19 protein-coding genes and 1 pseudogene are annotated in these 23,871 nt (G+C 52.1%); 14 read left to right on the forward strand and 6 right to left on the reverse strand.

Translation table 11 applies throughout. The annotated features are described in order from the left end of the window. The first annotated feature begins 43 nt into the window (after positions 1-43). The 9 genes from U9M73_RS19745 (at position 44) to U9M73_RS19785 (ending at position 11,002) form a co-directional block, all read left to right on the forward strand. On the forward strand, positions 44-913 hold the full coding sequence (locus tag U9M73_RS19745) for a hypothetical protein (protein WP_323078716.1): 870 nt from the start codon (positions 44-46) through the stop codon (positions 911-913). Then, positions 855-1,853 (forward strand): sensor histidine kinase, encoded by a 999-nt coding sequence (locus tag U9M73_RS19750; protein WP_323078718.1) that lies wholly within the window; start codon positions 855-857, stop codon positions 1,851-1,853. Before U9M73_RS19745 ends, U9M73_RS19750 begins: the two co-directional genes overlap by 59 nt. After that, the gene (locus tag U9M73_RS19755) at positions 1,850-3,490 is read left to right on the forward strand and encodes a response regulator (RefSeq protein WP_323078721.1); all 1,641 of its coding nucleotides are present in this window, start codon (positions 1,850-1,852) and stop codon (positions 3,488-3,490) included. The genes U9M73_RS19750 and U9M73_RS19755 overlap by 4 nt, the downstream gene beginning before the upstream one ends. 147 nt (positions 3,491-3,637) lie before the next feature. Next, the gene (locus U9M73_RS19760) at positions 3,638-4,972 is read left to right on the forward strand and encodes an ABC transporter substrate-binding protein (protein WP_009223850.1); all 1,335 of its coding nucleotides are present in this window, start codon (positions 3,638-3,640) and stop codon (positions 4,970-4,972) included. A 66-nt stretch (positions 4,973-5,038) separates the two neighbouring features. After that, a complete protein-coding gene (locus U9M73_RS19765; protein ID WP_260070076.1) occupies positions 5,039-5,917 on the forward strand; it encodes a carbohydrate ABC transporter permease in 879 nt (292 codons plus the stop codon). Continuing rightward, on the forward strand, positions 5,917-6,735 hold the full coding sequence (locus U9M73_RS19770) for a carbohydrate ABC transporter permease (protein WP_260070075.1): 819 nt from the start codon (positions 5,917-5,919) through the stop codon (positions 6,733-6,735). Before U9M73_RS19765 ends, U9M73_RS19770 begins: the two co-directional genes overlap by 1 nt. Positions 6,736-6,771: 36 nt before the next feature. After that, on the forward strand, positions 6,772-8,964 hold the full coding sequence (locus U9M73_RS19775) for an alpha-galactosidase (protein WP_323078725.1): 2,193 nt from the start codon (positions 6,772-6,774) through the stop codon (positions 8,962-8,964). A 166-nt stretch (positions 8,965-9,130) separates the two neighbouring features. Then, positions 9,131-9,979 (forward strand): DsbA family protein, encoded by an 849-nt coding sequence (locus U9M73_RS19780; RefSeq protein ID WP_323078728.1) that lies wholly within the window; start codon positions 9,131-9,133, stop codon positions 9,977-9,979. 576 nt (positions 9,980-10,555) lie between these two features. After that, positions 10,556-11,002: an Hsp20/alpha crystallin family protein gene (locus U9M73_RS19785; protein WP_009223855.1), complete on the forward strand. Its 447-nt coding sequence runs from the start codon at positions 10,556-10,558 to the stop codon at positions 11,000-11,002. A 68-nt stretch (positions 11,003-11,070) separates the two neighbouring features. On the opposite strand, the gene U9M73_RS19790 is transcribed toward U9M73_RS19785, so the two are convergent. Continuing rightward, the gene (locus U9M73_RS19790) at positions 11,071-11,781 is read right to left on the reverse strand and encodes a molybdopterin dinucleotide binding domain-containing protein (RefSeq protein WP_323078731.1); all 711 of its coding nucleotides are present in this window, start codon (positions 11,779-11,781) and stop codon (positions 11,071-11,073) included. Positions 11,782-12,156: 375 nt separating this feature from the next. On the opposite strand from U9M73_RS19790, the gene U9M73_RS19795 reads away from it, so the two are divergent. From U9M73_RS19795 to U9M73_RS19815, 5 genes are all read left to right on the forward strand, one after another. Next, the gene (locus tag U9M73_RS19795; protein WP_323078733.1) at positions 12,157-13,590 is read left to right on the forward strand and encodes an aldehyde dehydrogenase; all 1,434 of its coding nucleotides are present in this window, start codon (positions 12,157-12,159) and stop codon (positions 13,588-13,590) included. A 37-nt stretch (positions 13,591-13,627) separates the two neighbouring features. After that, positions 13,628-13,960, forward strand: a complete 333-nt coding sequence (locus U9M73_RS19800; protein ID WP_260071602.1) for an L-rhamnose mutarotase — start codon at positions 13,628-13,630, stop codon at positions 13,958-13,960. A 25-nt stretch (positions 13,961-13,985) separates the two neighbouring features. Beyond that, positions 13,986-14,879: an aldo/keto reductase gene (locus U9M73_RS19805; RefSeq protein ID WP_036644378.1), complete on the forward strand. Its 894-nt coding sequence runs from the start codon at positions 13,986-13,988 to the stop codon at positions 14,877-14,879. Between the two features lie 196 nt (positions 14,880-15,075). After that, positions 15,076-16,488 carry a helix-turn-helix transcriptional regulator gene (locus tag U9M73_RS19810; RefSeq protein ID WP_323078734.1) on the forward strand — a complete coding sequence of 471 codons (1,413 nt, stop codon included), beginning with the start codon at positions 15,076-15,078 and terminating at the stop codon, positions 16,486-16,488. A gap of 205 nt (positions 16,489-16,693) precedes the next feature. Beyond that, positions 16,694-16,879: an aspartyl-phosphate phosphatase Spo0E family protein gene (locus tag U9M73_RS19815; protein ID WP_009223862.1), complete on the forward strand. Its 186-nt coding sequence runs from the start codon at positions 16,694-16,696 to the stop codon at positions 16,877-16,879. 35 nt (positions 16,880-16,914) lie between these two features. Here U9M73_RS19815 and U9M73_RS19820 read toward each other — a convergent pair whose 3' ends face one another. From U9M73_RS19820 to chvE, 5 genes and pseudogenes are all read right to left on the reverse strand, one after another. Then, positions 16,915-17,916 (reverse strand): Rpn family recombination-promoting nuclease/putative transposase, encoded by a 1,002-nt coding sequence (locus U9M73_RS19820; RefSeq protein WP_323078736.1) that lies wholly within the window; start codon positions 17,914-17,916, stop codon positions 16,915-16,917. A 152-nt stretch (positions 17,917-18,068) separates the two neighbouring features. Further along, positions 18,069-19,648, reverse strand: a pseudogene (locus tag U9M73_RS19825) (oleate hydratase). Between the two features lie 308 nt (positions 19,649-19,956). Continuing rightward, the gene (mmsB, locus tag U9M73_RS19830; protein ID WP_009223865.1) at positions 19,957-21,120 is read right to left on the reverse strand and encodes a multiple monosaccharide ABC transporter permease; all 1,164 of its coding nucleotides are present in this window, start codon (positions 21,118-21,120) and stop codon (positions 19,957-19,959) included. 4 nt (positions 21,121-21,124) lie between these two features. Beyond that, positions 21,125-22,654, reverse strand: a complete 1,530-nt coding sequence (mmsA, locus tag U9M73_RS19835) for a multiple monosaccharide ABC transporter ATP-binding protein (RefSeq protein ID WP_323078737.1) — start codon at positions 22,652-22,654, stop codon at positions 21,125-21,127. 95 nt (positions 22,655-22,749) lie between these two features. Then, positions 22,750-23,808: a multiple monosaccharide ABC transporter substrate-binding protein gene (gene chvE / locus U9M73_RS19840; RefSeq protein WP_198136170.1), complete on the reverse strand. Its 1,059-nt coding sequence runs from the start codon at positions 23,806-23,808 to the stop codon at positions 22,750-22,752. Between the last annotated feature and the right edge of the window lie 63 nt (positions 23,809-23,871).

Consider the following 23,871-nt stretch of genomic DNA (forward strand, 5'->3'; position numbering starts at 1 on the left):
AGAAATTTTTTAGACTATATTCAGGACCGCAGGGGGAGCCTATATGATCAAACGTCTGTTCATGAACCAAAGTATCCGCGCCAAAATCGTCTGGAGCACCGTGTTGATATCACTTGTCCCCTTGCTGGTCCTGTCCTATCTCTTTTACCAGAACAGCACACGCTCCTTGGAGCAAGCGATGGTGCGCAGCTCAGACCAGAATGCGGAGTACTTATCCGATTACCTGAACGAGTATTTTCGCAGCTTCTCTACATCCGCCCTTCAGGTCTACGGCTTTAAGCGGGTCATCGACCTCATGGAATACGGCACCAATTACAACGTCGCCGACATCATCGACGTCCGGGAATCGCTGGCCAGCTATTACCGGCTGGCGGTGAGCAACAATGCGGACATCATCAAAATCATGGTGTACGGCAGCGATAATACGCTGCGGGACAGCTGGTCCCGTGCCGACAGTTACAACGCGATCGCCCTGAACCAGACTACGCCCCATTATGGTGACATTGTAAAGCTGCCGTTTCAACATTCCCTCATGTTTACGTATCAGGATCCCGCGATCAAGCAGGATCTTTTTGTCTATGCGTTGCCAATTTATGACCCGTTTTACCGCGAGAAATTCGGGACGTTGTTGTTCTATTGTGCTGGGCAAAGACCTGGCCAAGAAAGTCGAAACCTACAACCGGGCCCCGAACGTGATCGTGCTGCAAAACGGCAAGGGAGAAGCCTTCTATCGGACGAACCCGAATTACGACGCCGAGATCCAGCCGTATCGGCTTCCCGACGAGCTCAGCGACAGCAACGAACAGGTACTCCAGTTCACGGAGGGCCGGGAACTATTAATCAGTACATCCCTCTTGGACCATGGGAACATTGGGCTGAGTATCGTATATCCCAGCACCGAACTTGCCCATAACCGGAAAACCACGCTGAGCATTACAATCGCCGCACTTGCCCTGGTAATGCTGGTGATTGCGGCATTTTCCCTGTTGGCTCAGCAGTTCATCACAAGGCCGATTCAATATCTCGGAAAGGCGATGAAGGCCGTACGCAAGGGGAATTTCGACGTTGTCCTGCCTACGAATCGCTGGCATGATGACCTGTCCGAGCTTACCGCAAGCTTTAACTTCATGACCCGGACGATTCAGGAATTGATCGAGAAGGAGTACAAGCTGCAGCTGCGCAACAAGGAAGCGCAGTTCTTGGCCTTGCAGATGCAAATCAACCCGCATTTTCTCTACAACACGCTGCAGACGATCGGCGGCAAGGCGGTGCTGGCCGGGGATTATGAAATCCATGAGATGTGCCGGGCCTTGGGGGATATCTTCCGCTACAGCTTTTATGAGGGGAACATGGAATCGACGATTGGGGCCGAGCTGGCCCATCTAAACAATTACTTGTACATTCAGCAGTTCCGGTTCGAGGAATCCCTAAAAACCCGATTTGACGTGCAATCCGAGTTGATGGACGCCCCCATCATCCGTTTCGTGCTGCAGCCGATTCTCGAAAATATCATGGTGCATGCTTTGGGCAAAGATAGACGGAGTGCGGTTCAGATCGAGGTATCCGCGCAACGGGAAGACGGCCATATCCGGATTTCCATTTCCGACGACGGTCCCGGCATGGAACCGGACAAGCTGAAGGCCCTGCGGGCAGTCTTAGCTCGCCCCGCTTCCAAGGTGTTCTCAGGGGTATCCATCGGTCTTCGGAATGTCCATGAGCGGATCCGCCTCTTTTACGGACCCCCTTACGGTCTTGAAATTGACAGCAGCCTGGGGAAGGGGACGACGGTAAGCTTAACGATTCCTTATCCTGCAGATGTTGAACAACCTCTAAGAACAGGGGGAGACAAATGATGTATAAAGTCATGGTCGTAGATGACGAGACGCTGGGGCGTAAATCCATACGTAAAATGATCAGTGAGCTGTCGCTGGACGTCGAAGTGATTGCTGAGGCCCAAAACGGGGAAGAGGCGCTGGAGCTGATCGAAATCAGCAAGCCGCACATTGTGGTCACGGATATGAATATGCCGGTCATGGACGGTCAGCGTTTTTTGGAGGCGCTGCACGACCGGTTTGGTGATATTCGGGTCATCGTCATCAGCGGGTATTCGCAATTCGAGTATTTGAAGGCGGCGATCCGCTATCAGGCGTGTGAGTATTTGCTTAAGCCGGTATCTGTCCCGGAGCTGCGCGAATCGATGGTACAGGCCATCGAGGCGATCCGACGATACATGAGCCTGCAGCAGCAACAGAGGGAAACGCGGGAAATGCGACGGATGAAGCGCGGGGCTTTCCTGATAAATGTAACGGTGCAGCGTATCACCAATCGGGCAGATATCCTGCAGCAGGCAAGAGAGCTGCAGATGGACGCTGGCATCCGCTATCGGCTGGTCCTGATCCGGTTTCGCCAATTTTCCGAGGTGGCCCGAACTAACTTCCATGGGAATGCCGAGCTGCTCATGTTCAGCATCGATAATATTTTGCGCGAAATTCTTGGCGACGATCAAATCCCCGCTTTTATCTCGGAGGATGGCATGGGGTATTGCCTGATTGTACCGGCAAGCTCCATCGAAGGGCAAGCCTTCGCAGCATCTGAGGCAGGAGGCGACTCCGTAAGGTTCGAATGGCTGGAAGCCCTTCACGAAGCCGTTCAGCGCACGCTTAGGCTGGAGGTGCTGGCCGGGGTCAGCGGCTTATGCGAAGGGTTCGCGGAGCTGCCCGAAGCGTATCGTACCGCCGAGCGTACGCTTTTACGTCTAACGTTGCATGGGTCGGGGTTGACCGTGTCTCTGGCTGATAATCCGGAACAGCCGCGAAAAACCGAGGCCTTGCCGTCGTTTGTCGCGCAGGAGATCCGTCAGGCCTTTGCTTCCGGCAATGCCAAGGATCTTCGCAGGCTGCTGGACGAATACCAGGCGAGGGTAGACCGATCCGTCGACATCACGATCAGCCAGGTTCATCGAGAACTTGCCATCATCCGGGAGGCGGCGGTGTCGGAGATGAGAGGCATCGCTGCGGCGCATCCGCCCTTATATGATGCCGCCGCCATTACTGAAGTTACCGATCCCGCCGAGCTTCGCCGGCTTTTAACCGGATGGGCGGATGCGGCCGAGGAATATGGGGCGGACCGTCGCGAAACGGACTCCTCACAGCTGATCTGGCACATCGTCGACTACCTGGACGCTCATTACTTTGAGGACATCAGCTTGATTGATGTGGCAACCCGGTTCCACTTGGATCCCAGCTATCTCAGCAAGCTGTTCAAATCGGTAACTTCTGAGAACTTCATTGAGTACGTGACGCGCAAACGGATCGAGAAGGCCTGTGAGCTGCTTCGTTCCTCCGAACGAAAAATCAGTGAAATCTCCGAATTGATTGGATACGAAAACCAGCGTTATTTTAGTCAGGTGTTCAAAAAAAGCACCGGGCAAACCCCCTCCGAATACCGTGAAGCCCAACAATCGGGTGAAGCCGGAAACCCAAAAAATTGAACATCAGACGCACAATATATTTTATTCCGGCGCAAGCAGTGGACCGATACGATAAAAGCAGGACGAAGGGCATCGGGGCAAAAATGCGGATGCTGGCAGCGCGGCCATTCGCTCCGACTTTAATGTTATACACGAGGGGGAAGAAAATTGAAAAAGTGGATGTCGATCAGTCTCAGCATATTGATGTTAAGTTTTTTGCTCGCGGCTTGCGGCGGAGGGAATAACTCGGCTTCATCAACCGCGGAGAACGGCAGCGGAACTACGAACGCCGCTCAAGGTTCCGGCAACTCGACAGATTCCGGTGAGCCGGTGACGATCAAATTTATGCACTTCAAGAGCGATTTCACCGATCAGATTAACCAAATCGTGGAACAGTTTGAAAGTCAAAACCCAAATATCAAAGTCGAAGTGCAACCGGTAAAATACGATGACTACTATACTTTGCTGAAAACGAAGCTGGCAGGCGGGGACATCATCGACGTGTTTACCCTGAACGCCGGATTCAACACCCAGTTGTTTGCCGACGGCGGTTACTTGATGGATTTAACCGGTCAACCGTTCCTAAGCAACTTCGACGAGAATGTGGTGAAAGGCCAAGCGACGGACGGGAAAAATTACATCATGCCGCTGAACGCCAACCCGATCGCCGTGTTCTACAATAAAAAGATTTTCCGCGACCTCGGTCTTGAGGTACCCAGAACTTGGGATGCGATGATCGCCGCTGCGGAGAAAATCAAAGCTGCGGGCAAAACGCCGTTCGCTTTGGGGTGGAAGGATGCTTGGACGCTAACAATGTGGGATACCCGCGACATGCCAAGCAATTCGGCGCTGATCGGCCAACCGGACTTCTTCGAGAAGATCGAAACCGGCGAAGCCAAATTCGCCGATAATCCGGCTGTAAAAACGACGATGGAGCACGCGCTCAAGCTGTATGAGCTGGGCAACAAGGACCAGCTTGGCGTCGACTACAACGGGGCCGTGGATCTTTTTGCCAAAGGGGATGTCGGCATGATGTATATGGGTACTTGGCCGCTGCCGGACATCGAGAAGAAGAATCCGGAGCTGTACAACAATGACCTCGGCTACTTCCCGTACCCGTTCAGCAATGATGAGAATGCCAACAAGCTGGATTTCAACGCGGATGCTTCGCTGGCGATCGGCAGTAAGACGAAACATAAGGAAGCCGCTTTAAAATTCCTGGAGTTCATGAGCAGCAAGGAAGGCGGGGACGCCTGGGTGGAGAACATCAAATCGCTTAGCTACGTGAAGGGTACGTCGACGGATATCGCGCCGGCATTAAAAGACCTGCAACCGTACTTCGATAACGGTCAAACCTACGACTCCCAGCTCTATTTGGCAAAAACGACGATCGACTGGCGCTCCCAGTTCGACCAAAATCTGCAGAAATTGTTCTTTAACAAAACGACGATGGATCAAATCTTAGCCGATATGGACGATTGGGTTAGCAAAAACCACAAATAGAGCGAACTTCACGGAAGGCATGGGCGGGGGCCTGTGCCTTTCGTTGGTTTAGGAGAGGGTGAACCGATGGGAACTTTAAAACGCATGGCAAAAAATGAAATGTGGTACGTCTTGTTTATGCTGCCGGGGATCGCGCTGTTCGTGCTGGCGGTCGTGATTCCGCTGGTGATGGGTGCCCGGTATTCGTTCACGAATTGGGACGGGGTATCCGATTCCTTTGCTTCCGTAGGCTTTGAGAATTACGTGCAAGCGTTTGGCGATCCAAGCTTTTGGGATGCGCTGTGGAACACGTTTAAATATGCGATCATCCTAACGATTCTAGTAAACATCCTATCCCTGCTGTTAGCGTTGGTGCTGGATACCTTCCTGCCATTGCGCAACCTGTTTCGGACGGTCTTTTTCCTGCCAAGCGTCATCTCGATCGTGCTGGCGGGCTTCGTTTGGAGCTATAACTACAGCACGGGAATTCCGAACCTGCTCAGTCATCTGGGTCTGGAGGTGTCCAGTCCGCTGGGCAATCCGGATTACGCCCTGTTTGGCTTGATCCTGATCGCTTTGTGGCAGGGCGTCGGCTCTCCCATGATTATTTACATCGCCGGCCTGCAGGGCATACCGGGGGAACTGTTCGAAAGCGCCCGCATCGATGGAGCGGGAACCTGGAAAACGTTCCGGCATATCACACTGCCCTTGCTGGCGCCTTCCGTGACGATCAACCTGCTGCTGGTGCTCACCGGCTCGCTGAAAGTGTTTGACCTCGTTTACGTCACGACAAACGGAGGTCCCGGTTTTGCGACGGAAGTGATGTCCACTTACATCTACCGGACGTCGTTCGCCTCATTTAAGGGGGGATATGGAATGGCGCTGTCGATGATGTTTTTCCTGATACTCGTCCTCGTGACGGTCGTGCAGATGTCCATTTCCAGAAGACGGGAGGTCGAGCTGTAATGAAAGCGAACAAAGTTATCACATTCCTCCTGTTTTTGGTGCTGGCGCTCGTCTTTCTTTTCCCTCTGTATGTGGCTCTGTTGATGTCGTTTAAAACGGCGAAGCAAACGTTCGATAACTTCTACGCCTTGCCTTCCAGTCTCGATTTCGCCAATTACGTCCATGCCTGGGAGACATCGAAATTTCCTTTAGCGATTATGAACAGCTTGATCGTCACGGGGGTTTCCGTCGTACTGATCGTGCTGGTATCTGCGTTAGCCGGCTATTCCATTGCGAGAAGGAATAAGCCGTTTTACAACATCATGTTCATGGTGTTTCTGTCCGGCATGATGATTCCGTTCCAGGTCACCATGCTGCCGTTGTACAAACTCGGCAAAACCCTTGAGATGCTGAACACGCATTGGGGGATCATTCTCATCTACGGCGGGTTCGGAATTCAGACGGGCGTGCTGTTCTACGCTGCGTTCATCCGCCAAATTTCCCGCGAGATCGAGGAGGCGGCCAAAATCGACGGCTGCAGTACGCCGGGCATTTTTGCCCGAATTATTATCCCGTTGCTCAAACCGGTGACGGCGACGGTTGTCGTCTTAAACGCCTTGTACATCTGGAACGACTTCCTGCTGCCGCTATTGTATTTGCAGGATAACCAGTACCGTACGATCCCGTTGCAGCAGTATTTCTTCTTCGGACAATACAGCAGTGACTTGAACCTGGCGTTTGCTTATGCCGTCATGGGCATGATTCCGGTCATCGCGTTCTTCCTGCTGATGCAGAAGTTTATCATTAAAGGGATCGCGGCTGGCGCGGTCAAAGGCTGAGGTTACGGGACAAAGCGGGAAGAGGAGGTTATTCGTTTGGCGATTCAGGTTTTGGAAGCGGGGAAAATATTTGATATCCGCATGAAAAGCTCGTCTTATGTATTTGGCATTAACGAAAACGGGACGGTGCAGCACCTTTATTGGGGGGAGCCCGTGGAGGCTGCGGAATGCGCCGATTTGCTTCACCTCCGTCACCACAGTTCCTTCGATGCCGAGGTGAATCGGGAACGAGAGGAGTATGGAGGTTGGGGCGGTACTTTATATGCAGAGCCCTGCCTGAAGGTGAGGTTCCAAAACGGCGTCCGCGATTTGCGGCTGCGTTATGAAGGATACGAGATTGGAAGTAGCGAGCGGGGCGACCAATTGATGGTCCGCCTGAGCGACGAGTATTATCACTTGCGGGTGGAGCTGCATTACCGGGTCATTGAGGAATATGATTTAATTGAACGCTCGGCCAAGGTAGTGAACGAGGAGGGGAGGCCGATTCGCATCGATCAAGTCATGGCGGCGGCCTGGTCTGTCCCAGCCGAGCCGTCCGTCCGGCTGACGCATGTGACCGGCCGCTGGGCCGGTGAATACCAACTCCGGCGGGCCCCGCTCACCGAAGGCAAAAAGGTGCTGGAATCGCGGCAGGGCTTCACCGGTGCGCATGCCAATCCTTGGTTTGCGCTGGATGGCGGCAAGGCGGACGAGATATCCGGGAACGTTTGGTTCGGCGCGTTAAGTTGGAGCGGCAACTGGAAAATCGTCCTGGAATCCACCACCTTTGGCCATGTCCGCGTTGTCGGCGGGGTCAATGACTTCGATGGGGCGTTTACCTTGGGCCCCGGGGAGAGCTACACCTCCCCCGTGTTTACGGGGGGCTTTGTCTCCGGCGGCTTCGGAGAGATGAGCCGGAATTTGCACAACTATCAACGGGACTACGTGCTTCCCGGATCACGGGAACGAAAAGTGTTGTACAACTCCTGGGAAGCGACGGAATTCGCGGTGAACGTCCGGGAGCAAATCGAGTTGGCTAAACAGGCGGCCCGGATCGGCGCGGAGCGGTTTGTCGTCGACGATGGTTGGTTTGGCGCGCGCCACAGCGACCGGGCCGGTCTCGGCGACTGGCAGGTGAACCCTCAGAAATTCCCGAACGGACTGCAGGAGTTGATCGACGAGGTGAAACGGCTTGGCATGGATTTCGGGCTGTGGGTTGAACCCGAATCGGTCAATCCGGACAGCGAGTTGTACCGGAACCATCCCGATTGGGTCTATCAATTCCCAACGCGTGAAGGAACGCTGCTGCGCAATCAATTGATGCTGAACTTGGGCAAGCCGGAGGTCAAGGCGTTTGTGCTTGAGTTTATGACGGATCTGCTCAGTACCTACGACATCGCCTTCGTCAAATGGGATATGAACCGCACGATCACGGAGCCGGGCGCAATCCCGCTGCACGAGCACGCCGAGGAGTCGGTATGGATCAAGCACGTCAACCACTTGTACGAGATTTGGGCCGAGCTCCGGCGCCGTTTCCCGCGGGTGGAGTTCGAGACCTGCGCCGGAGGCGGTTCGCGGATCGATCTCGGCATGCTGCGGTTTGCGGACCAGGCTTGGATCAGCGACAATACGGATGCCCGGGACCGGCTGACGATCCAGGAGGGCTTCTCCTACGCCTACAGCCCCTCCGTCATGATGTGCTGGGTCACGGAGTCCCCGCACGGTATGAACGGCCGGCGGCTGCCGCTGTCGTTCCGCTTCCACAGCGCCATGCTGGGCGGGCTGGGCATCGGCGCGAACATCGCCCGCTGGTCCGAGGCGGAAATAGCCGAAGCCAGCCGTTATGTGGCGCTGTATAAAAAGGTGCGTCATCTGGTGGCTGAGGGCGATTTGTATCGGCTGGCCTCTTTTGCGGAAGGTGATGTTGCCGCATGGCAGTATGTGGCCCGAGACCGGGATGAAATCGCCGTGTTTGCCTTTCGCCAGGCACAATATTTTGGCGACGCGGAGCTGCGGCTGCGCCTGCGGGGGTTAGAGCCGGATGCACGGTATCGGGTTGCAGTGCCGGGGGAGGCACTACCCGCGGAGGCGGACAACACCGCCGATCAACGCGCGGCCCAACCCGTCGGCTCCGCCTCCGACTTGGCCGAAGACAACGTCTGGCACGGCTCCACCTTGATGCGCCTCGGCCTGCCGCTGACCTTGGCCGGCGATTACGCCAGCCGGTTTGTATACTTGCGGCGGTTATAACAGAATGATAACCGTATTTCTATAGAGTGCATAAACGCCTCCAAAGACTCGAACAACAAATCGAGGAGTTGAAGAAGCAGCACTCTGTGACCTAAATTACGTCCCTTGCCGTGGGCCATACGCTAGAATGGGGACGAAACGAATCCATATGGAGGTAGGATAGCGGATGGCCCATAACAAGGGAAGCAATCGGAGCGGCGGCGGGAAACCGGCTCCGAACAACAAGACGGCGTACAACAGGACAACCCAAGGCAAGAAGATCGCCGGTAAGGGGACGGCAGGCAAATCTGCGGGCGGAAAAGGAACAGACCGGGGGACCGCGAAATCCGGTCTGATTTTTGTGATATCGTTGATTTTGATCGGGGCCCTAGTGATCACGTTGGCTATCGTTTTCCTCAAAGATTCGGATGGTTCCGGTTTGAAGGATCTCCCGAACTACACGGAAATCAAAGGCGATTACACCGCCGAAGGCTTGAAGTATGAGAAACAGCCGCATTTGGGCGATCCGAACGCCAAGGTCAAAGTCATCGAGTTCGCTGATTTCAAATGCCCGGCCTGCAAGAAGTGGGAAGAAACTTATATGGACCAGCTGCAGCAGGACTTCATCGATACCGGTAAAATCGAGTTATTTTTCATTAATTATGCGTTTATTGACCGGGATTCGATCATGGCGGCCAGCGCGGGCGAGGCGATCGCGGCGCAGAGCAATGAGAAGTTCTGGGAGTTCAAGCGTAAGCTGTATGAACACCAAGGCGATGAGACGAAAATTTGGGCGACACCTGACTTTTTGCTGGACTTCGTGAAGAAGAATATCGAGGGGATCGACTATGATCGGTTCGCGAAGGATTTAAAAGAATATACCTACATGCTGCCGGTCAAAGAAGATTTCAAAACAGGTGGTTACTACGGGGTCAACGGAACCCCTCAATTCATGGTGAACGGGGAGCTGCTGCCAAGCGCTTCCTACGAGGAGTTGGCGGCGGCGATTGAGGCGGAGCTGGCGGAAACCGACTAATTCACGGACATAATAGGATATTCATATTAAGTCTTATGAAAAGCGACGTTGAAGTCGCTTTTTTTCGTAGCCTTCGAGTTTTTAGATAGCCAAATCGATGGATTTCCCTTAGACCCTTCGCATTGCAAAGTATAAAAGTACCAATACCGATGAAAAGAAGATACATTAATACGTTTGGGATGATCCAGGCGATGCGAAGTTTGATGGTTTTGTTCAAGAACTCCACCTCCATGTAAAAACCATTAGTCCGGGCATGTAAACAGTAAGGATATAAATTCGTTATCTTACTTTTACCATGAATAGGTTGCGATGTCTCGAGGTATCTTAACGATAGCGTTACTTCCACATCCAAAGGGCAGCAGGACAGAAAATCTTTATGAGGAAATTTGGTGAAGATCAAAGGTCAAAGAAGGTCAAATCAAAAGTCAAGCCCTAAGCGACGAGGAAAAATTCGCGAAAATCGCCCGATACAAGGCTGTTTGGGCTAAAATCACTTTTGTCACTTTGGTCGTGGAAGCATATAATGAGGATGTAAGGTCAAATAAGGTCAAACTAAAGAAAGGGGAATGAATAATCATGTTTGATTTGATTCCTTTTGGCAGACACAGGGAAGATGCGTTTGGACAGTTGGCTAAAACGTTTAATGATGTGTTCAATGATGACTTTTTTGCACCGTTTAAAAATTCGCCGCTTTCTTTCAGAACGGACATCCGTGAAACGGATCAAGCGTATCTGGTTGAAGCGGAATTGCCTGGTTTCCGAAAAGAGGACATCGAGATCGACTATGCCGCACCTTACTTGACAATCAAAGCGGTTCGTAATGAAGACCACAACATGGAGGATACGAACCATCAAATCGTTCGGAAGGAACGCCGGCACGGCGAATACGTACGCAGATTCTACGTGCAGGACATTGCTGAAGAAGATATTCGCGCGTCCTTGAAGGATGGCGTTCTGAAGCTGGAGGTGCCGAAACGGCAACCGACCCGCTCCAAACGCATCCAAATTCAAGACGGCGATTAATATAAACAGGGGCTATCCCTCCAGCAAATTTGCTGGAGAGGATAGCCTCCTTTGTGTTACATAAATCATCAGCTTCGCTCATGACGAGATGCCACAAGAGCGGCGGGATCAGCGGTGCGCTCGGCGGTGTGTTGCACAGCAGTGTACTTGGCCTCCCCGTCGTCCCGGGCGCTGCCCCAAGAAGCGCCGTCAGCACTTGTGTCTGCGCCGGAACCAGTGTCCCCCGCTTCCACGCTTTCCGCCCTAACGGCGGAGATCTTAAACTCCGGCATTCGGCTGACGGGGTGCAGGGCGTCGTTCGTCAGCCGGTTCACAGCTAAGTCGCCGCCCCAATGGAACGGGACAAACATCGTGCGCGGATGGATGTCCGCCGTCACCTTGGCGGCGACCTCCAGCGACCCGCGCCGCGTGGTCAAGCGGGCCCAGCCGTTCGGCGAGGGCGCACAGCACACCCGGGGCCGGCAGAACACCCGGCCCTCGAGGTTCGTCATCGTCTCTTCCACTTCGAGGAAGGACGTGCCGGGCAGCAGCCAATCCGCGTAGGCGGACGTCTCCGTCTCGAACAGGTCGACGACGACATGTACTGCAGCGTATGCTCCACGCCGTTCACCTGCTGCTCCAACCCCCGCGCGGTAAGAACCATTCCGCGCTTTGCCCCGGCGAATCCCCGAGCCACTTGACGGATCGTGTCCTAGGGGATCCCGGTACGTAGTCTGTGTGATGTTACGTCCAAAGCTGTCTTCTGCAAAAGCGGACTGCAGCACCTGAGCATCCTTCACTTGCACATCTGCCACGTAATAGGTGAGTTACAACCACTTCCACATGCTCGATCAAATAGCGGTCCACCAAACCATATAAAATCCCGCCAATGCCCCTAAAGAGGCACGAGGAAATAAATGGCCAGCTTCTTTTTCGAAGTGCGACGGCCGGCCCTCTTGAGATTTTCGCTCATGGGTCTTTCACTCCATTCCGTGTTGCATTGAGGTTCGCCTCAAGCCAAGATAGATAGGGCTTGGCAGCAGGCAAGACCATCATACGCCGCTAACCTGAATTGAAGCTTAATGTCCAAAGATGCCCAGCTCCCCCATTTCGGGTTACAATAGAAGAGACAGACAAGAATGACATTGATTATTCGGGAAAAAGAGGGAACCGCCTTGAGTCAAATTGCAAATTCTACCCAAGCTCCAACCGAACCGCAACCGGCGCAAACCTTAGAGCAAACTATTTCGGAGGTCGTCCGCGCGCAGCAGCAATTCGTCCGATCCGGTGCCACGCGGCCCGTAGAATTCAGGCTGCGTCAGATGGAACGTCTGAAGACCGCGATTAAACGTTATGAAACGCGCATTTTGGAAGCGCTGCAGCGAGATTTGCGCAAGCCTGAATTTGAAGGCTACAGCACGGAAGTGGGTTATGCTTACGACAGCATCCGCTACGTGATGAAGCATCTGAGGCGTTGGGCCAAGCCGGAGCGGGTTCGAACTCCGCTGGCCCATATCGGCTCCAGCAGCTACATCTATCGGGAGCCTTACGGCTCGACCTTGATCATCGGCCCGTTTAACTATCCGTTTATGCTGGTGATCGACCCGTTGATCGGAGCGATCTCTGCGGGAAACGCCGCGATCGTGAAGCCTTCGGAGTATACCCCTCATGTCTCCAGGGTGATCGCCGAGATGCTTGGCGAATATTTTGAACCCGATTACATACGAGTCATAGAGGGAGGGCCGGAGGCGACGTCTGCGCTGATCCATGCGCCGCTGGATTTTATTTTTTTCACCGGAAGTATTCGGGTTGGAAAGATCGTCATGGCGGCCGCTGCGGAGCATTTGGTGCCGGTTATCCTGGAGCTTGGCGGGAAGAGTCCTTGCATCGTGGATCAAGAGGCGGACCTCGATCTGGCTGCGCAGCGTATCGTTTGGGGCAAGTTCCTAAATACAGGTCAGACCTGCGTGGCTCCGGACTATGTACTCGTTCACGAGTCGGTGCGAGCGGAGCTGGTTGCCAAAATGAAGGCGCAGATCAAAGCCTTCTACGGTGAGGATCCAAGGCAAAGCCCTGACTACGGGCGGATCGTGAATGAGCAGCAGTGGAGCCGACTGATGGGATTGCTTGAGCCGTCCAAAGTTGTGGTTGGCGGGGACGGAGACCGTGAGGATCTGTATTTGGGGCCAACGATTATGGACAACGTCAGCTGGGAAGACTCCGTGATGCAGGAAGAGATTTTTGGACCGATTTTGCCGGTGCTGGACTATCGAGACCTAGATGTGGCGCTCCGGGAGATTGGTGAGCGGCCCAAGCCGCTGGCGTTGTACTTGTTTACGAGCAATGCCGCCACGGAACGGAAGGCGATGGAGTCCGTTTCATTTGGCGGAGGGTGCGTGAACGATACGGTCATGCATCTGGTGAGCCCGTATTTGCCCTTTGGCGGTGTCGGCTCTTCGGGGATGGGAGCCTACCACGGCCGTTACAGCTATGAAACCTTCTCTCATCGGAAAAGCGTGCTGAAAAAGTCAACGCGGGTGAACTTGAGCTTCATCTATCCGCCTTATACGGCTGGCAAGCTGAAGCTGATTCGACGTTTTTTCAAGTAGTATGCAATGGTATGAAAATTTCATGGGAGGGATGATCATGGAAATCAGTCCAAGCCGGAAATTTGCCTGGACCTGGCGGGTGAAGGAAGATCAACTGGAGGCTTATGTAGAGATGCATTTGAACCCATGGCCCGAGGTGCTGGAGGAGCATCGCAAAGCCGGGATTCGCAATTATTCGATTTTTCAGCAGGGGAATCAGTTCTTCTATTGCTTTGAATGCGATGATCCGGACGCGGCGTTCAAGTACATTGCGGCCAGCGAGGTGTGTCAGCGGTGGAATGCAATTACGTCGGGCATGGTGGAGGGTTCGTTTGACTTTAATGAGCCGCAGCCGATCGTGCCGATGCGCGAGGTATTTTACTTGAAATAGAGACGAATCGGAGGGATTCTTGAACATGAAATATCGGACATTAGGAAAAACCGGTCTCAACGTTTCCGTGGTCGGCATTGGAACTTGGCAATTCGGCGGGGAGTGGGGTTTAAACTACACGCAAGCGGAAGTGGATGCGATCTTGGATCGGGGCCGGGAGCTGGGCATCAATCTGATCGATACGGCAGAATGTTATGGCGACCATCTGTCCGAATCGTTTATCGGGGATTATCTGAGCCGGCGCAACCGGGAGGACTGGCTGATCGCCACGAAATTTGGGCATCAATTTCATGAACGGTTTACGCGGACGGACCGCTTTGATGCTGCGGCGGTACTACAACAGCTTGATGCTTCGCTGAAAGCGTTGAAGACGGACTATATCGATCTGTATCAGTTTCATTCCGGCCCGGATGCGGCGTTTGATAATGATGAACTTTGGACGCTGCTGGATAAGCAAAAACAAGCCGGGAAAATCCTCCATCTGGGCACGTCGATCGGCAGCAACGACAACCTGCATCAGACCGAAGCTTCAACGAAGGTAGGGGTGGAGGCGATTCAGGTGGTTTATAACCGGCTCGACCGCGTGCCGGAGAATCGGGTGTTCCCGTCCTGCGAGCGCCAGCAACTCGGTGTGCTTGCAAGAGTTCCTCTGGCGAGCGGTTATCTGAGCGGCAAGTATAAACCGGGCGCGGTGTTCAGCGAAACCGATGTACGCCATCGTCATGATCCGGAAAGCACCCGGCGCAAGCTGGAGGAAGTGGAAGAGATTCGGCGGAATGAAGTGCCGGAGGGTGTGGACATGGCTCAGTGGGCCTTGGCCTGGTGCCTGAAGAATCCTGTTGTCAGCACGGTGATTCCGGGCTGCAAGAACCCTGCGCAAGTGGAGGCTAATGCGGCTGCGGCGGAGCTGGAAATCTAAGAACCCCCATAAAGATCGATAAGCAGACAAAAAGTTTGCTTATCGGTCTTTTTTCATATTGACGATTGTCAAATTTAGGATTATTATGTAAACATATATTGGAAGTTTAGTAGGATATGGTGTTGCTTGATGTCATTGGATGTCGTTTGACTCCTCTGTTAGCCGAGAATCCTTTGGCTCGCAGAAGGTCGCGGAATTGGGGGGTGATAATTTTTTGATATCTACAACCACGATTCGCGCAGAACTGGAAGATTACATCAAGAGCGAAGGGACAACCCTGCACCGTTTCTCGGAATCCGCCGGGGTGAACGTCGGAACGTTAAGCGGAATTATTAACGGGAACCGGCCGATTGCCATCGGACAATTGGATCGGATTACGGCTGCGATGGGGTTGCCTGAAGGACACTTTTACGATTTATACGCAGATGAATGTTTTACTTCAACGGCTCCGCATTGGAGGAGGCTGCGGCCGTTCCTGCTGAGATGCGCCGAGTTGCAGAAGCATGACTGCATTAAACAGGTTCTAAACCGTTTGTTAGAGGATTTGAAACAAATCGCGGGCATTTTCGATACAGCCGAAATGATGTATGAACAAGGTTGGAAAGAGGCTGCGGTTATACTCTATGAAAGCGTTATCGAAAGTGAGCGATCTAGCCACTCCGAACGCTTGGCGATGAGTTACTATCGGATATTTCAAATATTTCAAACTGATACGAGAAGAGGCTTTAAAGCTGCATTGCAATTTTTACCTTACAGATATCGGTTGCCTGAAGCCTATGCTCTCGATGGTTTACTGATGCTAACTGAGATTTACGCACTGAGATTTAATTGGTCTGAAGTTGAGAATTATGCGGATGAGCTCTGTCAATTCACCGAAGCCCTTTACAACAGACGCATCTGGATGGATGAAGACTTCAAACCTAAACGTCCATTGGTCTACTATTATGGAAGAGCTTATTTAATTAAATCTAGCTCTTATGAGTACCGTGGAATGTTTGAAGAATCCAAGAAGTGGATTCCGAAGTATGCAGATTTGAGCTGGTTTGAGGGTCTCGATGAAGCGGGGAAAGCCGAAGTAGAGCAACTTAAGATGTTTGCATACGCTAACTGGATGTGCATGGATATCAAATCAGGAAATCGAGAGTTGATAGGGGAGTATGTAAAATTCCTTGAAGAGCATCCAGGTGAAATTGTTGAAGGGCTAACCACGTTAATTGAGGCGTCTAATCGACATAATTACTTTATCGATGAAATTTTAAATAAATTCTCCGATGATATTGATGATTATAGAAAAATCAAACAGACATCAAAATCGAATTACAAAGAGCCATCACTTATATTTAGACGTGCAGTTTTTTTTCAGAACTACGCACTCTATTATTTTCGAAAAGCTCTATATGAAGAAGGGATATATCATCTCTTATTCAGTATGGAGTTAAGTATATTGTTAAACAGCAAAGATCTGATAGTTAATAATATGGCATTATTTGAGTTGCATCGGAAGCACGCCTCTTTGAAACAATGCAATACTTATTCTGAGTTATGTAGAAAGGTGTGGGAAAATGAAAAAGAAAGCATTTTGGGCGGTTTCGGCTATAATTATGGTTAGCTTTTATCCGGTAGCTATGACGTTATTTTCTCACGGATGGGGTTAATTCATTTACTAATAGAAATCTATAATAAGGCTTGGCTAGATCCTACTGGCCCTATTTTAAAATTCCATTTCAAAAAATGGAATTTTTTTTGTTTCTTGCATTAGGTCTCATTATGCAATATTTGGCAACCTCTTCTAATATGTTCCTAGGGTGATAGTGATGAACAATTCTGAAAAAATCAGATTTCGGATCGAATTGGAAAGACAAGAATTAAATCGGCTCGCACAGAGATACGGAATGCGCCATGCACGGGTTCTCCATCAGTCGGTTGTTCTTGACCGCTTGTTAAATAAATATAGCCAAGTCATATATTCCAATTACCGAAGAAGGAAGCCGATCGCGTAGATGCGGCTTCTTTTCTTTGTCCGTTGGCTAATTCCTTAATTCATAATCTTTTTGATTTCCTCGATAGACAATTGGGTCATATCCGCAATTTCTTCCAGAGTGAAGCCCTTGGATAACAACCTGCGCGCGATTTGCCGGCGTTCTATGAGGGTGCCTTGTTCGATCCCTTTTTCAAATCCTTTTTCGATCCCTTGTTCTATACCTTTCTCCAGGCCTTCTTCCAACCCTTTCTCATATCCTTGACGCATCCATGCGGGCATTAATTCCATGATCACTTCACTCTCCTTTGCATATTGTTTCGCCAGCTCCCGAAGCATTTCTTCATCCTGCCGGGGATCCGGCTCGAAATATAAATCGGCGATAGACATCACTAGCGCTAGACGGGCTTGATCCAGTCTTTGGCTGAGCTGCAGCAGCATGCGCAGATAGGCTAGACGGAGCTCCCGTTCCTCCCCTTTATTGTAGCCCATTTTAGCGAGTAATGCAGCAGCCACGGGGTTGTTGGAATCAATGAATCTGCGCCAGGGTTGGTTGATGAGCTCGACTTTCAGAAACCGAAATTGGAGGATATCCTCTCCCAGAATCGACATGTTTAAGGAATTTCGCTCATTTTTACTCTCTGCGGATGTAAAGATGGCGATAGGGATGATGAGCTGGTGCTCTTTCCGGTGCCGCTCAAAGAGCCGGCTGAAGTAGATAAACATCCGTTCGTGGAAGTCTGCTTGTCGGTACGATTGAGGCTCCAGATGGATGAGGATGAAGGCATCCGTACCGATATATTTGGTTTCCAGCAGGAGATCGAGCGTACGCGCTTCTTCTCCCACCACATCCACAAGCTGCTCTTGCATAAGGAAACGGGTTTGGCTGAAGTCCAGCTGCGATTCAAGTGCAGGAAAAAACAATGCGATAAATTCCGCGAAAAACGTATGCAACAGCTTTTTAAACGCTTCGTCATGAGGGATGATTTTCTTCCCATAGTTCCCGCTTTGCGATTCCTCACCGACTTGTTGGACTAAAGATGATGTTGATACCAACAACAGGTCACACTTCCTTTCCAAACGCAAAAAAGCACACTACGCGCGCCAAGATGGACAGATGCGTAAGTGTGCTTCACTTTGCTTAAGATTCAATTAAGCCTAGTTTATCCGAAATGGGTCGTTTTGGCAATTTTTATCACCCCTGTCCATTCTTAGCGGAAGGAAGTGACCAAGCTTTGCAGCAACGTACGTACATCGTACTGGTACTGATTGATAGGGACAATCGGCTTGTTCAGTCCCAACAGGCCATACACGGCCATACGGGCCGTCCGAACAGAGTATTCTTCAGTGAAGACAACGTCGTCCGGGATTTCGCAGAATTGACCGATAAACGCTAAGTTGGTGGAGCCGTCCGGGATGACCTTTGGCCGATCGCCGATCGCTCTAGGCATGAACTGCGAGGTGATGAACGGCATCATACATGGAATACAGTTGGCGGTGGAGAGATCGCTTCCATGTCTTCTTGGAAGTGGAGATGGTGCAGCAACTCGGTGAGAATCTCCTCACCGGTACATTCGGACATTTTCTTAGGCACGTAATCGCCGGCTCGATCCGGGAATAATCCGTACCCCCAGAAGACCTTCACATGCTCCGGTTGATTGCGGAAATGCGGCTGATGGGCCAGCACGATGGACATGAACCAGCTCGAATCCTTGAAGGTAACCAGTGCGCCGGTGCCCGCCTTGTTGCGGGAGAAAGCTTCCATCCGGTCAAAAAAACGCGAGTCCTGACAAGTCACCGTAAACGACTCCCATTTGGACTCTTCGATATGGTCGGCGAAGACGGAAGGACGTCCAAGGCCCGGTTTCTTGGCGGCTATCCGCTCCCATAACTGCCAAGAGCTGCCCTTGCCGTTCAGCTTCGGCGCTGTGCTCATAGAGCCTAGGCTGTAGCTCTCCGTCATCGAGCCGTTGGTGACGATCACCAGATCGTCTTCGCCCAAATCGAGGACTTGCGGCTCGCCGTCTTTCAGATAGTGTATCCGCGTCACGGTGATCTCATCGCCTTCTCGGAAGTCCAGATCCGTAACGGTGCATTTCAGCGAAAAGTCTACGCCGTGCTTCTCCAAATACTTTTGCAGCGGGAGAATGAGGGAATCGTATTGGTTATAAGGTGTGCGGGTGACTCCTTCCAGCGTATGGATTCGCGGGAATTCATGCATAAACCGAAGCATGTATCTTTTAAACTCCACAGCGCTGTGCCAAGGCTGGAAGGCAAAGGTGGTTGCCCACATGTACCAGAAATTTGTCTTGAGAAAATGCGGGCCAAACCAGTCATTGATCCGCGCAGTGCCCAGGCTCTCTTCAGGGGCCATAATCAGCTTAACCATGGCCATCCGGTCCGTCATATCAAAGCCCATAGAGGTCACGTCTACAACCTGGCCGTCCCGGTTGACTAACCGAGCGTTGGAATGCGTCTGGTGGGCGGTATCGAAAGCGATGATCTCATCCCGCACCGAAAGTCCCGGGTGGTCTATCGAAGGGATGGAGCGCAGCAAATCCCATGTATTTTCATAAGTCTCATCATTCAGCATCCGGCCGCCGCGGATCACATATCCGCGTTCACCGTCTCCGGCACCATCGTTGCTGCCGCCTAGCACCTTCATTTCCTCCAACACATGAATATGTTGGCCGGGAAAATCGCAGTCCCGAACCAGGAACGCGGCCCCCGCCAGTGAAGCGATCCCTCCGCCAACAAAATAAACGTGATGGGTGTGACGATCTGCAGACATAACTTTCACCTCCAAAGAATGTGATGAATGGAACAATCTTAATGTAATCTGTCTTTGGAGCAAACGAAATCAACAATGAAGGGCGACTGTATAAAAAAACGACACTCCCCAAGGAGTGTCTAGGATTCCGACGGAAAAAGCCAGATTTCGCCTTGGTCAGATGGGAGCTAGACAAGGGAATCACCTGCTTTGTGGAAAAAATAGGTAGATCATCCTGTCTTTCATTATACTCCCGCTCAAGCTAGCCTTCAAAAAAATAACCTCCGCCAAATCGATAGCGGAGGTTTAGGAACATCAAGGTCCTGGGGTTAAGTCGTCTTCGACTTATTGTAAATATCGAAAGCGACGGCGAGAAGCAGGACCAGCCCTTTGATGCCTTGCTGCCAATCCACCCCAAGCCCGATCAGCGACATGCCATTGTTCATCACGCCCATGACCAGGCCGCCGATAATCGCGCCGATGACGGTACCGATGCCGCCGGAGGCAGAGGCGCCACCGATGAAGCAGGCCGCGATCGCGTCGAGCTCAAAGTTCGTCCCGGCCTTCGGCGTAGCCGAGTTGAGGCGGGCGGCGAAGATCAGGCCGGACAGTGCAGCCAGGGCGCCCATGTTGACGAAGACCCAGAACGTCACCTTTTTGGTTTTGACGCCGGAGAGTTTGGCGGCCTTCTCATTGCCTCCAAGCGCATAGATATGGCGGCCCGCCACCATTCGGTTCATAACGAACGAATAAATGACGATCAGGAAGAACAGGATGATCAAGATGTTCGGCAGCCCGTTGTAGGTTGCCAGCACAAAGGTAAATATGTTGATGATGGCAACGAGCAGTACGAGCTTCGTGACGAACACCCAAATCGGCGCGACCTCAAACTGATATTTGAGCTGGGTTCGCCGCTCCTTCCATTCCTGCCAAATGAGGAGAAGGGAGAGCGCCAGACCAAGCAGAATCGTCAGGATATGAAGGCTGCTGCCGCCAAACCAGTCGGGAATGAAGCCGGAACTGATGCGTTGGAACGATTTCGGGAATGGTGCGATCGACTGGCCGCCAAGCACGATCATCGTCAAGCCCCGGAACAGCAGCATCCCGGCTAATGTGACGATAAAGGCGGGGATTTTTACGTAAGCGACCCAAAATCCTTGCCAGGCACCGATCAGCCCGCCGATCACCAGTGAAATGATAATGGTAAGGAACGTTGGCAACTGAAAATCCACCAACATGATGGCAGCCAAAGCCCCGATAAAGGCGGCGATGGAGCCGACGGACAAATCGATATGTCCAGTGATGATCACAAGCACCATCCCGATGGCCAGCACCAAAATGTAGCTGTTTTGCAAGATCAGATTCGTAATGTTGAGCGGTTTGAGTAAGATGCCGCCCGTCAAAATTTGAAACAAGATGGTGATGAAGATTAAGGCGATAATCATGCCGTACTGACGTATGTTTTTTCGAAAAAGTTCGCTAACCGCTTGCATCGGTCTACCCCCTGCCTCGAGTCATGGATTTCATCAATACTTCCTGGGTGGCGTCCTCGCGTAGCACTTCCCCGGTGATCCGGCCTTCGCTCATGACGTAGATGCGGTCGCACATCCCGAGAATCTCCGGGAGCTCCGAGGAGATGAACAAAATGCCTTTGCCCTCGTCCGCCAGTTGATTGACGATCGAATAGATTTCATATTTGGCTCCGACATCAATGCCGCGTGTTGGCTCATCGAGAATCAAAATTTCCGGCTGGGCGAAGATCCACTTGCTGAGGACGACCTTCTGCTGATTGCCGCCGCTCAGGTTGACCGTTTGTTGCAAAATGCTGGGCGTTTTAATGTTCAGCTTGCTCCGGTACTCCTCCGCGACCAACACTTCCTCCCGTTCATTGATCACGCCGCGGCGGGACAGCTTCTTTAACGAAGCCAGCGAAATGTTGCGTTTGATGTCGTCGATCAAAATTAAGCCATACTGCTTACGGTCTTCGGTGACATAAGCGACGCCATGCTTAATCGCCTGGCTGATGTCGTTAAATCGGACCTCTTTGCCATGCAGGAACAGCTGACCTTTAATATGCCGCCCATAGGATCGGCCGAATAAGCTCATCGCCAGTTCGGTCCGGCCGGCTCCCATCAAGCCAGCGATCCCAACGATTTCTCCGCGGCGAATATTGAGGTTAATATTGTCCAGCACTTTACGATCCTCTTGTTGCGGGTGGGTTACCTCCCAACCCCGTACTTCAAAGATCACTTCACCGATCCGGGGAACCCGCTCCGGATAGCGGTGGGTGAGATCGCGGCCAACCATGCCCTTGATGATGAGATCCTCGGTCACCTGATCGGCCTTCATATCTAAGGTCTGAATCGTCCGGCCATCCCGGAGAATGGTAATCGAATCGGCAACTTTACTGATTTCGTTCAATTTGTGGGAAATGATGATGGAGGTGATGCCTTGTTTCTTCAGCTCCAGGATCAACTCCAGCAGGTTTTCGCTGTCATTTTCGTTTAGGGCGGCCGTGGGTTCGTCCAAAATTAACAGCTTGACCTGTTTGGATAAGGCTTTGGCGATTTCCACCAGCTGTTGCTTGCCGACGCCCAGCTCCAATACGCGTGTGGCCGGGGATTCGTTTAAGCCCACCCGTTTCAGCAACGCTTTGGTTTTGACCGTCGTTTCGTTCCAGTCGATCAGTCCGTGTTTGCTTTGCTCATTGCCAAGAAAAATGTTCTCCGCGATGGAGAGATAGGGGATCAGCGCCAGCTCCTGATGGATAATAACGATCCCCAGCTGCTCGCTTTCTTTGATATCTTTAAATTCGCAGACCTTGCCTTCGAACAAGATCTCGCCTTCATAAGAGCCATGCGGATAGACGCCGCTTAACACCTTCATCAATGTCGATTTGCCAGCCCCGTTCTCCCCACACAGAGCATGGATTTCCCCGGATCTGACCTTGAAGTTGACATTGCTGAGCGCCTTAACCCCCGGGAACGTCTTCGTAATGCCCCGCATTTCCAAAATCGTATTGCTCACATGCGTCACCTGGCCTTTCGCTCACGGTAAGTGCATAGCGACGGTCGCCCGAATCCGCGTCCGCCGCTATGCCGGTCACCACAAGTTAATGATGTTTAGAGTCCCAGATCTTCCTTGGAGTAGTAGCCGGTGTCGACGAGCGCCTGTTCAACATTATCCTTGTCGACCGAGACCGGTTCGAGCAGGTAAGAAGGAACAACCTTCACGCCGTTATCGTAGGTTTTCGTGTCGTTGACTTCGGCTTCCGTGCCTTCCAGAATGCTTTGGACCATGGAGACAACCTTTTTCGCCAACTCGCGCGTATCCTTGAAGACGGTTTGCGTTTGCTCCCCGGCAAGAATCGATTTGACCGATGCCAGCTCGGCATCCTGGCCAGTTACGATCGGCATCGGTTTGCTTCCGGAGCCGTAACCCACACCTTTGAGCGAGGAGAGGATGCCGATGCTGATTCCGTCATAAGGGGAAAGCACGGCGTCGATATTCTCCGTGGTATAGTGAGCGCTCAGCAAATTGTCCATGCGAGCCTGGGCGGTGGCGCCGTCCCAGCGCAGCGTGGCGATTTGTTCCATTTCGGTTTGTCCGCTGCGTACGATCAGCTTGCCGGAATCGATGTACGGCTGCAGTACGGACATAGCGCCGTCATAGAAGAAGTAGGCATTGTTGTCGTCTGGAGAGCCCCCGAACAGCTCGATATTGAAAGGGCCTTTGCCGTCCTTGAGTCCCAGCTTTTCTTCAATATAGGAAGCCTGCTGCACGCCAACCTTGAAATTATCGAAGGTTGCGTAGTAGTCGACGTACTCGCTGTTCATGATCAGCCGGTCGTAGGCGACGACTTGAATGCCTTGATCGTGGGCTTTTTGCAGTACGTCGGTTAAGGAACCACCGTCAATCGCGGCGATGACGAGGACCTTCACGCCCTTGGTAATCATATTTTCGATTTGCGACACCTGGTTTTCGATGACGTCTTCTCCGTATTGCAGATCCGTGCCATAGCCAAGAGCCTTAAACTCCTTGACCATATTGTTTCCGTCGTTCACCCAGCGTTCGGACGATTTCGTTGGCATGGCAATGCCGATCGTTCCCTTCTCACTGTTGCCCGATCCGCTGCCGCCGCCGTTTCCGCCGTTGGCGCAAGCCGCGAGGGTGAATACCATCACCAAAGCAAGTAAAATGGCCGTTACCTTCTTCAAAGTCGATTCCCCCTATACTTGAAATGA

It is taken from the genome of Paenibacillus phoenicis (assembly GCF_034718895.1).
GTDB lineage: Bacteria > Bacillota > Bacilli > Paenibacillales > Paenibacillaceae > Fontibacillus > Fontibacillus phoenicis.

Coding starts and splice junctions, on each gene's coding strand:
- chvE (WP_198136170.1), bottom strand. CDS start 23,808: ATGGTATTCACCCTCGCGGCTTGCGCCAACGGCGGAAACGGCGGCGGC.
- U9M73_RS19765 (WP_260070076.1), top strand. CDS start 5,039: ATGGGAACTTTAAAACGCATGGCAAAAAATGAAATGTGGTACGTCTTG.
- U9M73_RS19815 (WP_009223862.1), top strand. CDS start 16,694: ATGAACAATTCTGAAAAAATCAGATTTCGGATCGAATTGGAAAGACAA.
- U9M73_RS19755 (WP_323078721.1), top strand. CDS start 1,850: ATGATGTATAAAGTCATGGTCGTAGATGACGAGACGCTGGGGCGTAAA.
- U9M73_RS19800 (WP_260071602.1), top strand. CDS start 13,628: ATGGAAATCAGTCCAAGCCGGAAATTTGCCTGGACCTGGCGGGTGAAG.
- U9M73_RS19770 (WP_260070075.1), top strand. CDS start 5,917: ATGAAAGCGAACAAAGTTATCACATTCCTCCTGTTTTTGGTGCTGGCG.
- mmsB (WP_009223865.1), bottom strand. CDS start 21,120: ATGCAAGCGGTTAGCGAACTTTTTCGAAAAAACATACGTCAGTACGGC.
- U9M73_RS19805 (WP_036644378.1), top strand. CDS start 13,986: ATGAAATATCGGACATTAGGAAAAACCGGTCTCAACGTTTCCGTGGTC.
- U9M73_RS19785 (WP_009223855.1), top strand. CDS start 10,556: ATGTTTGATTTGATTCCTTTTGGCAGACACAGGGAAGATGCGTTTGGA.
- U9M73_RS19745 (WP_323078716.1), top strand. CDS start 44: ATGATCAAACGTCTGTTCATGAACCAAAGTATCCGCGCCAAAATCGTC.
- U9M73_RS19780 (WP_323078728.1), top strand. CDS start 9,131: ATGGCCCATAACAAGGGAAGCAATCGGAGCGGCGGCGGGAAACCGGCT.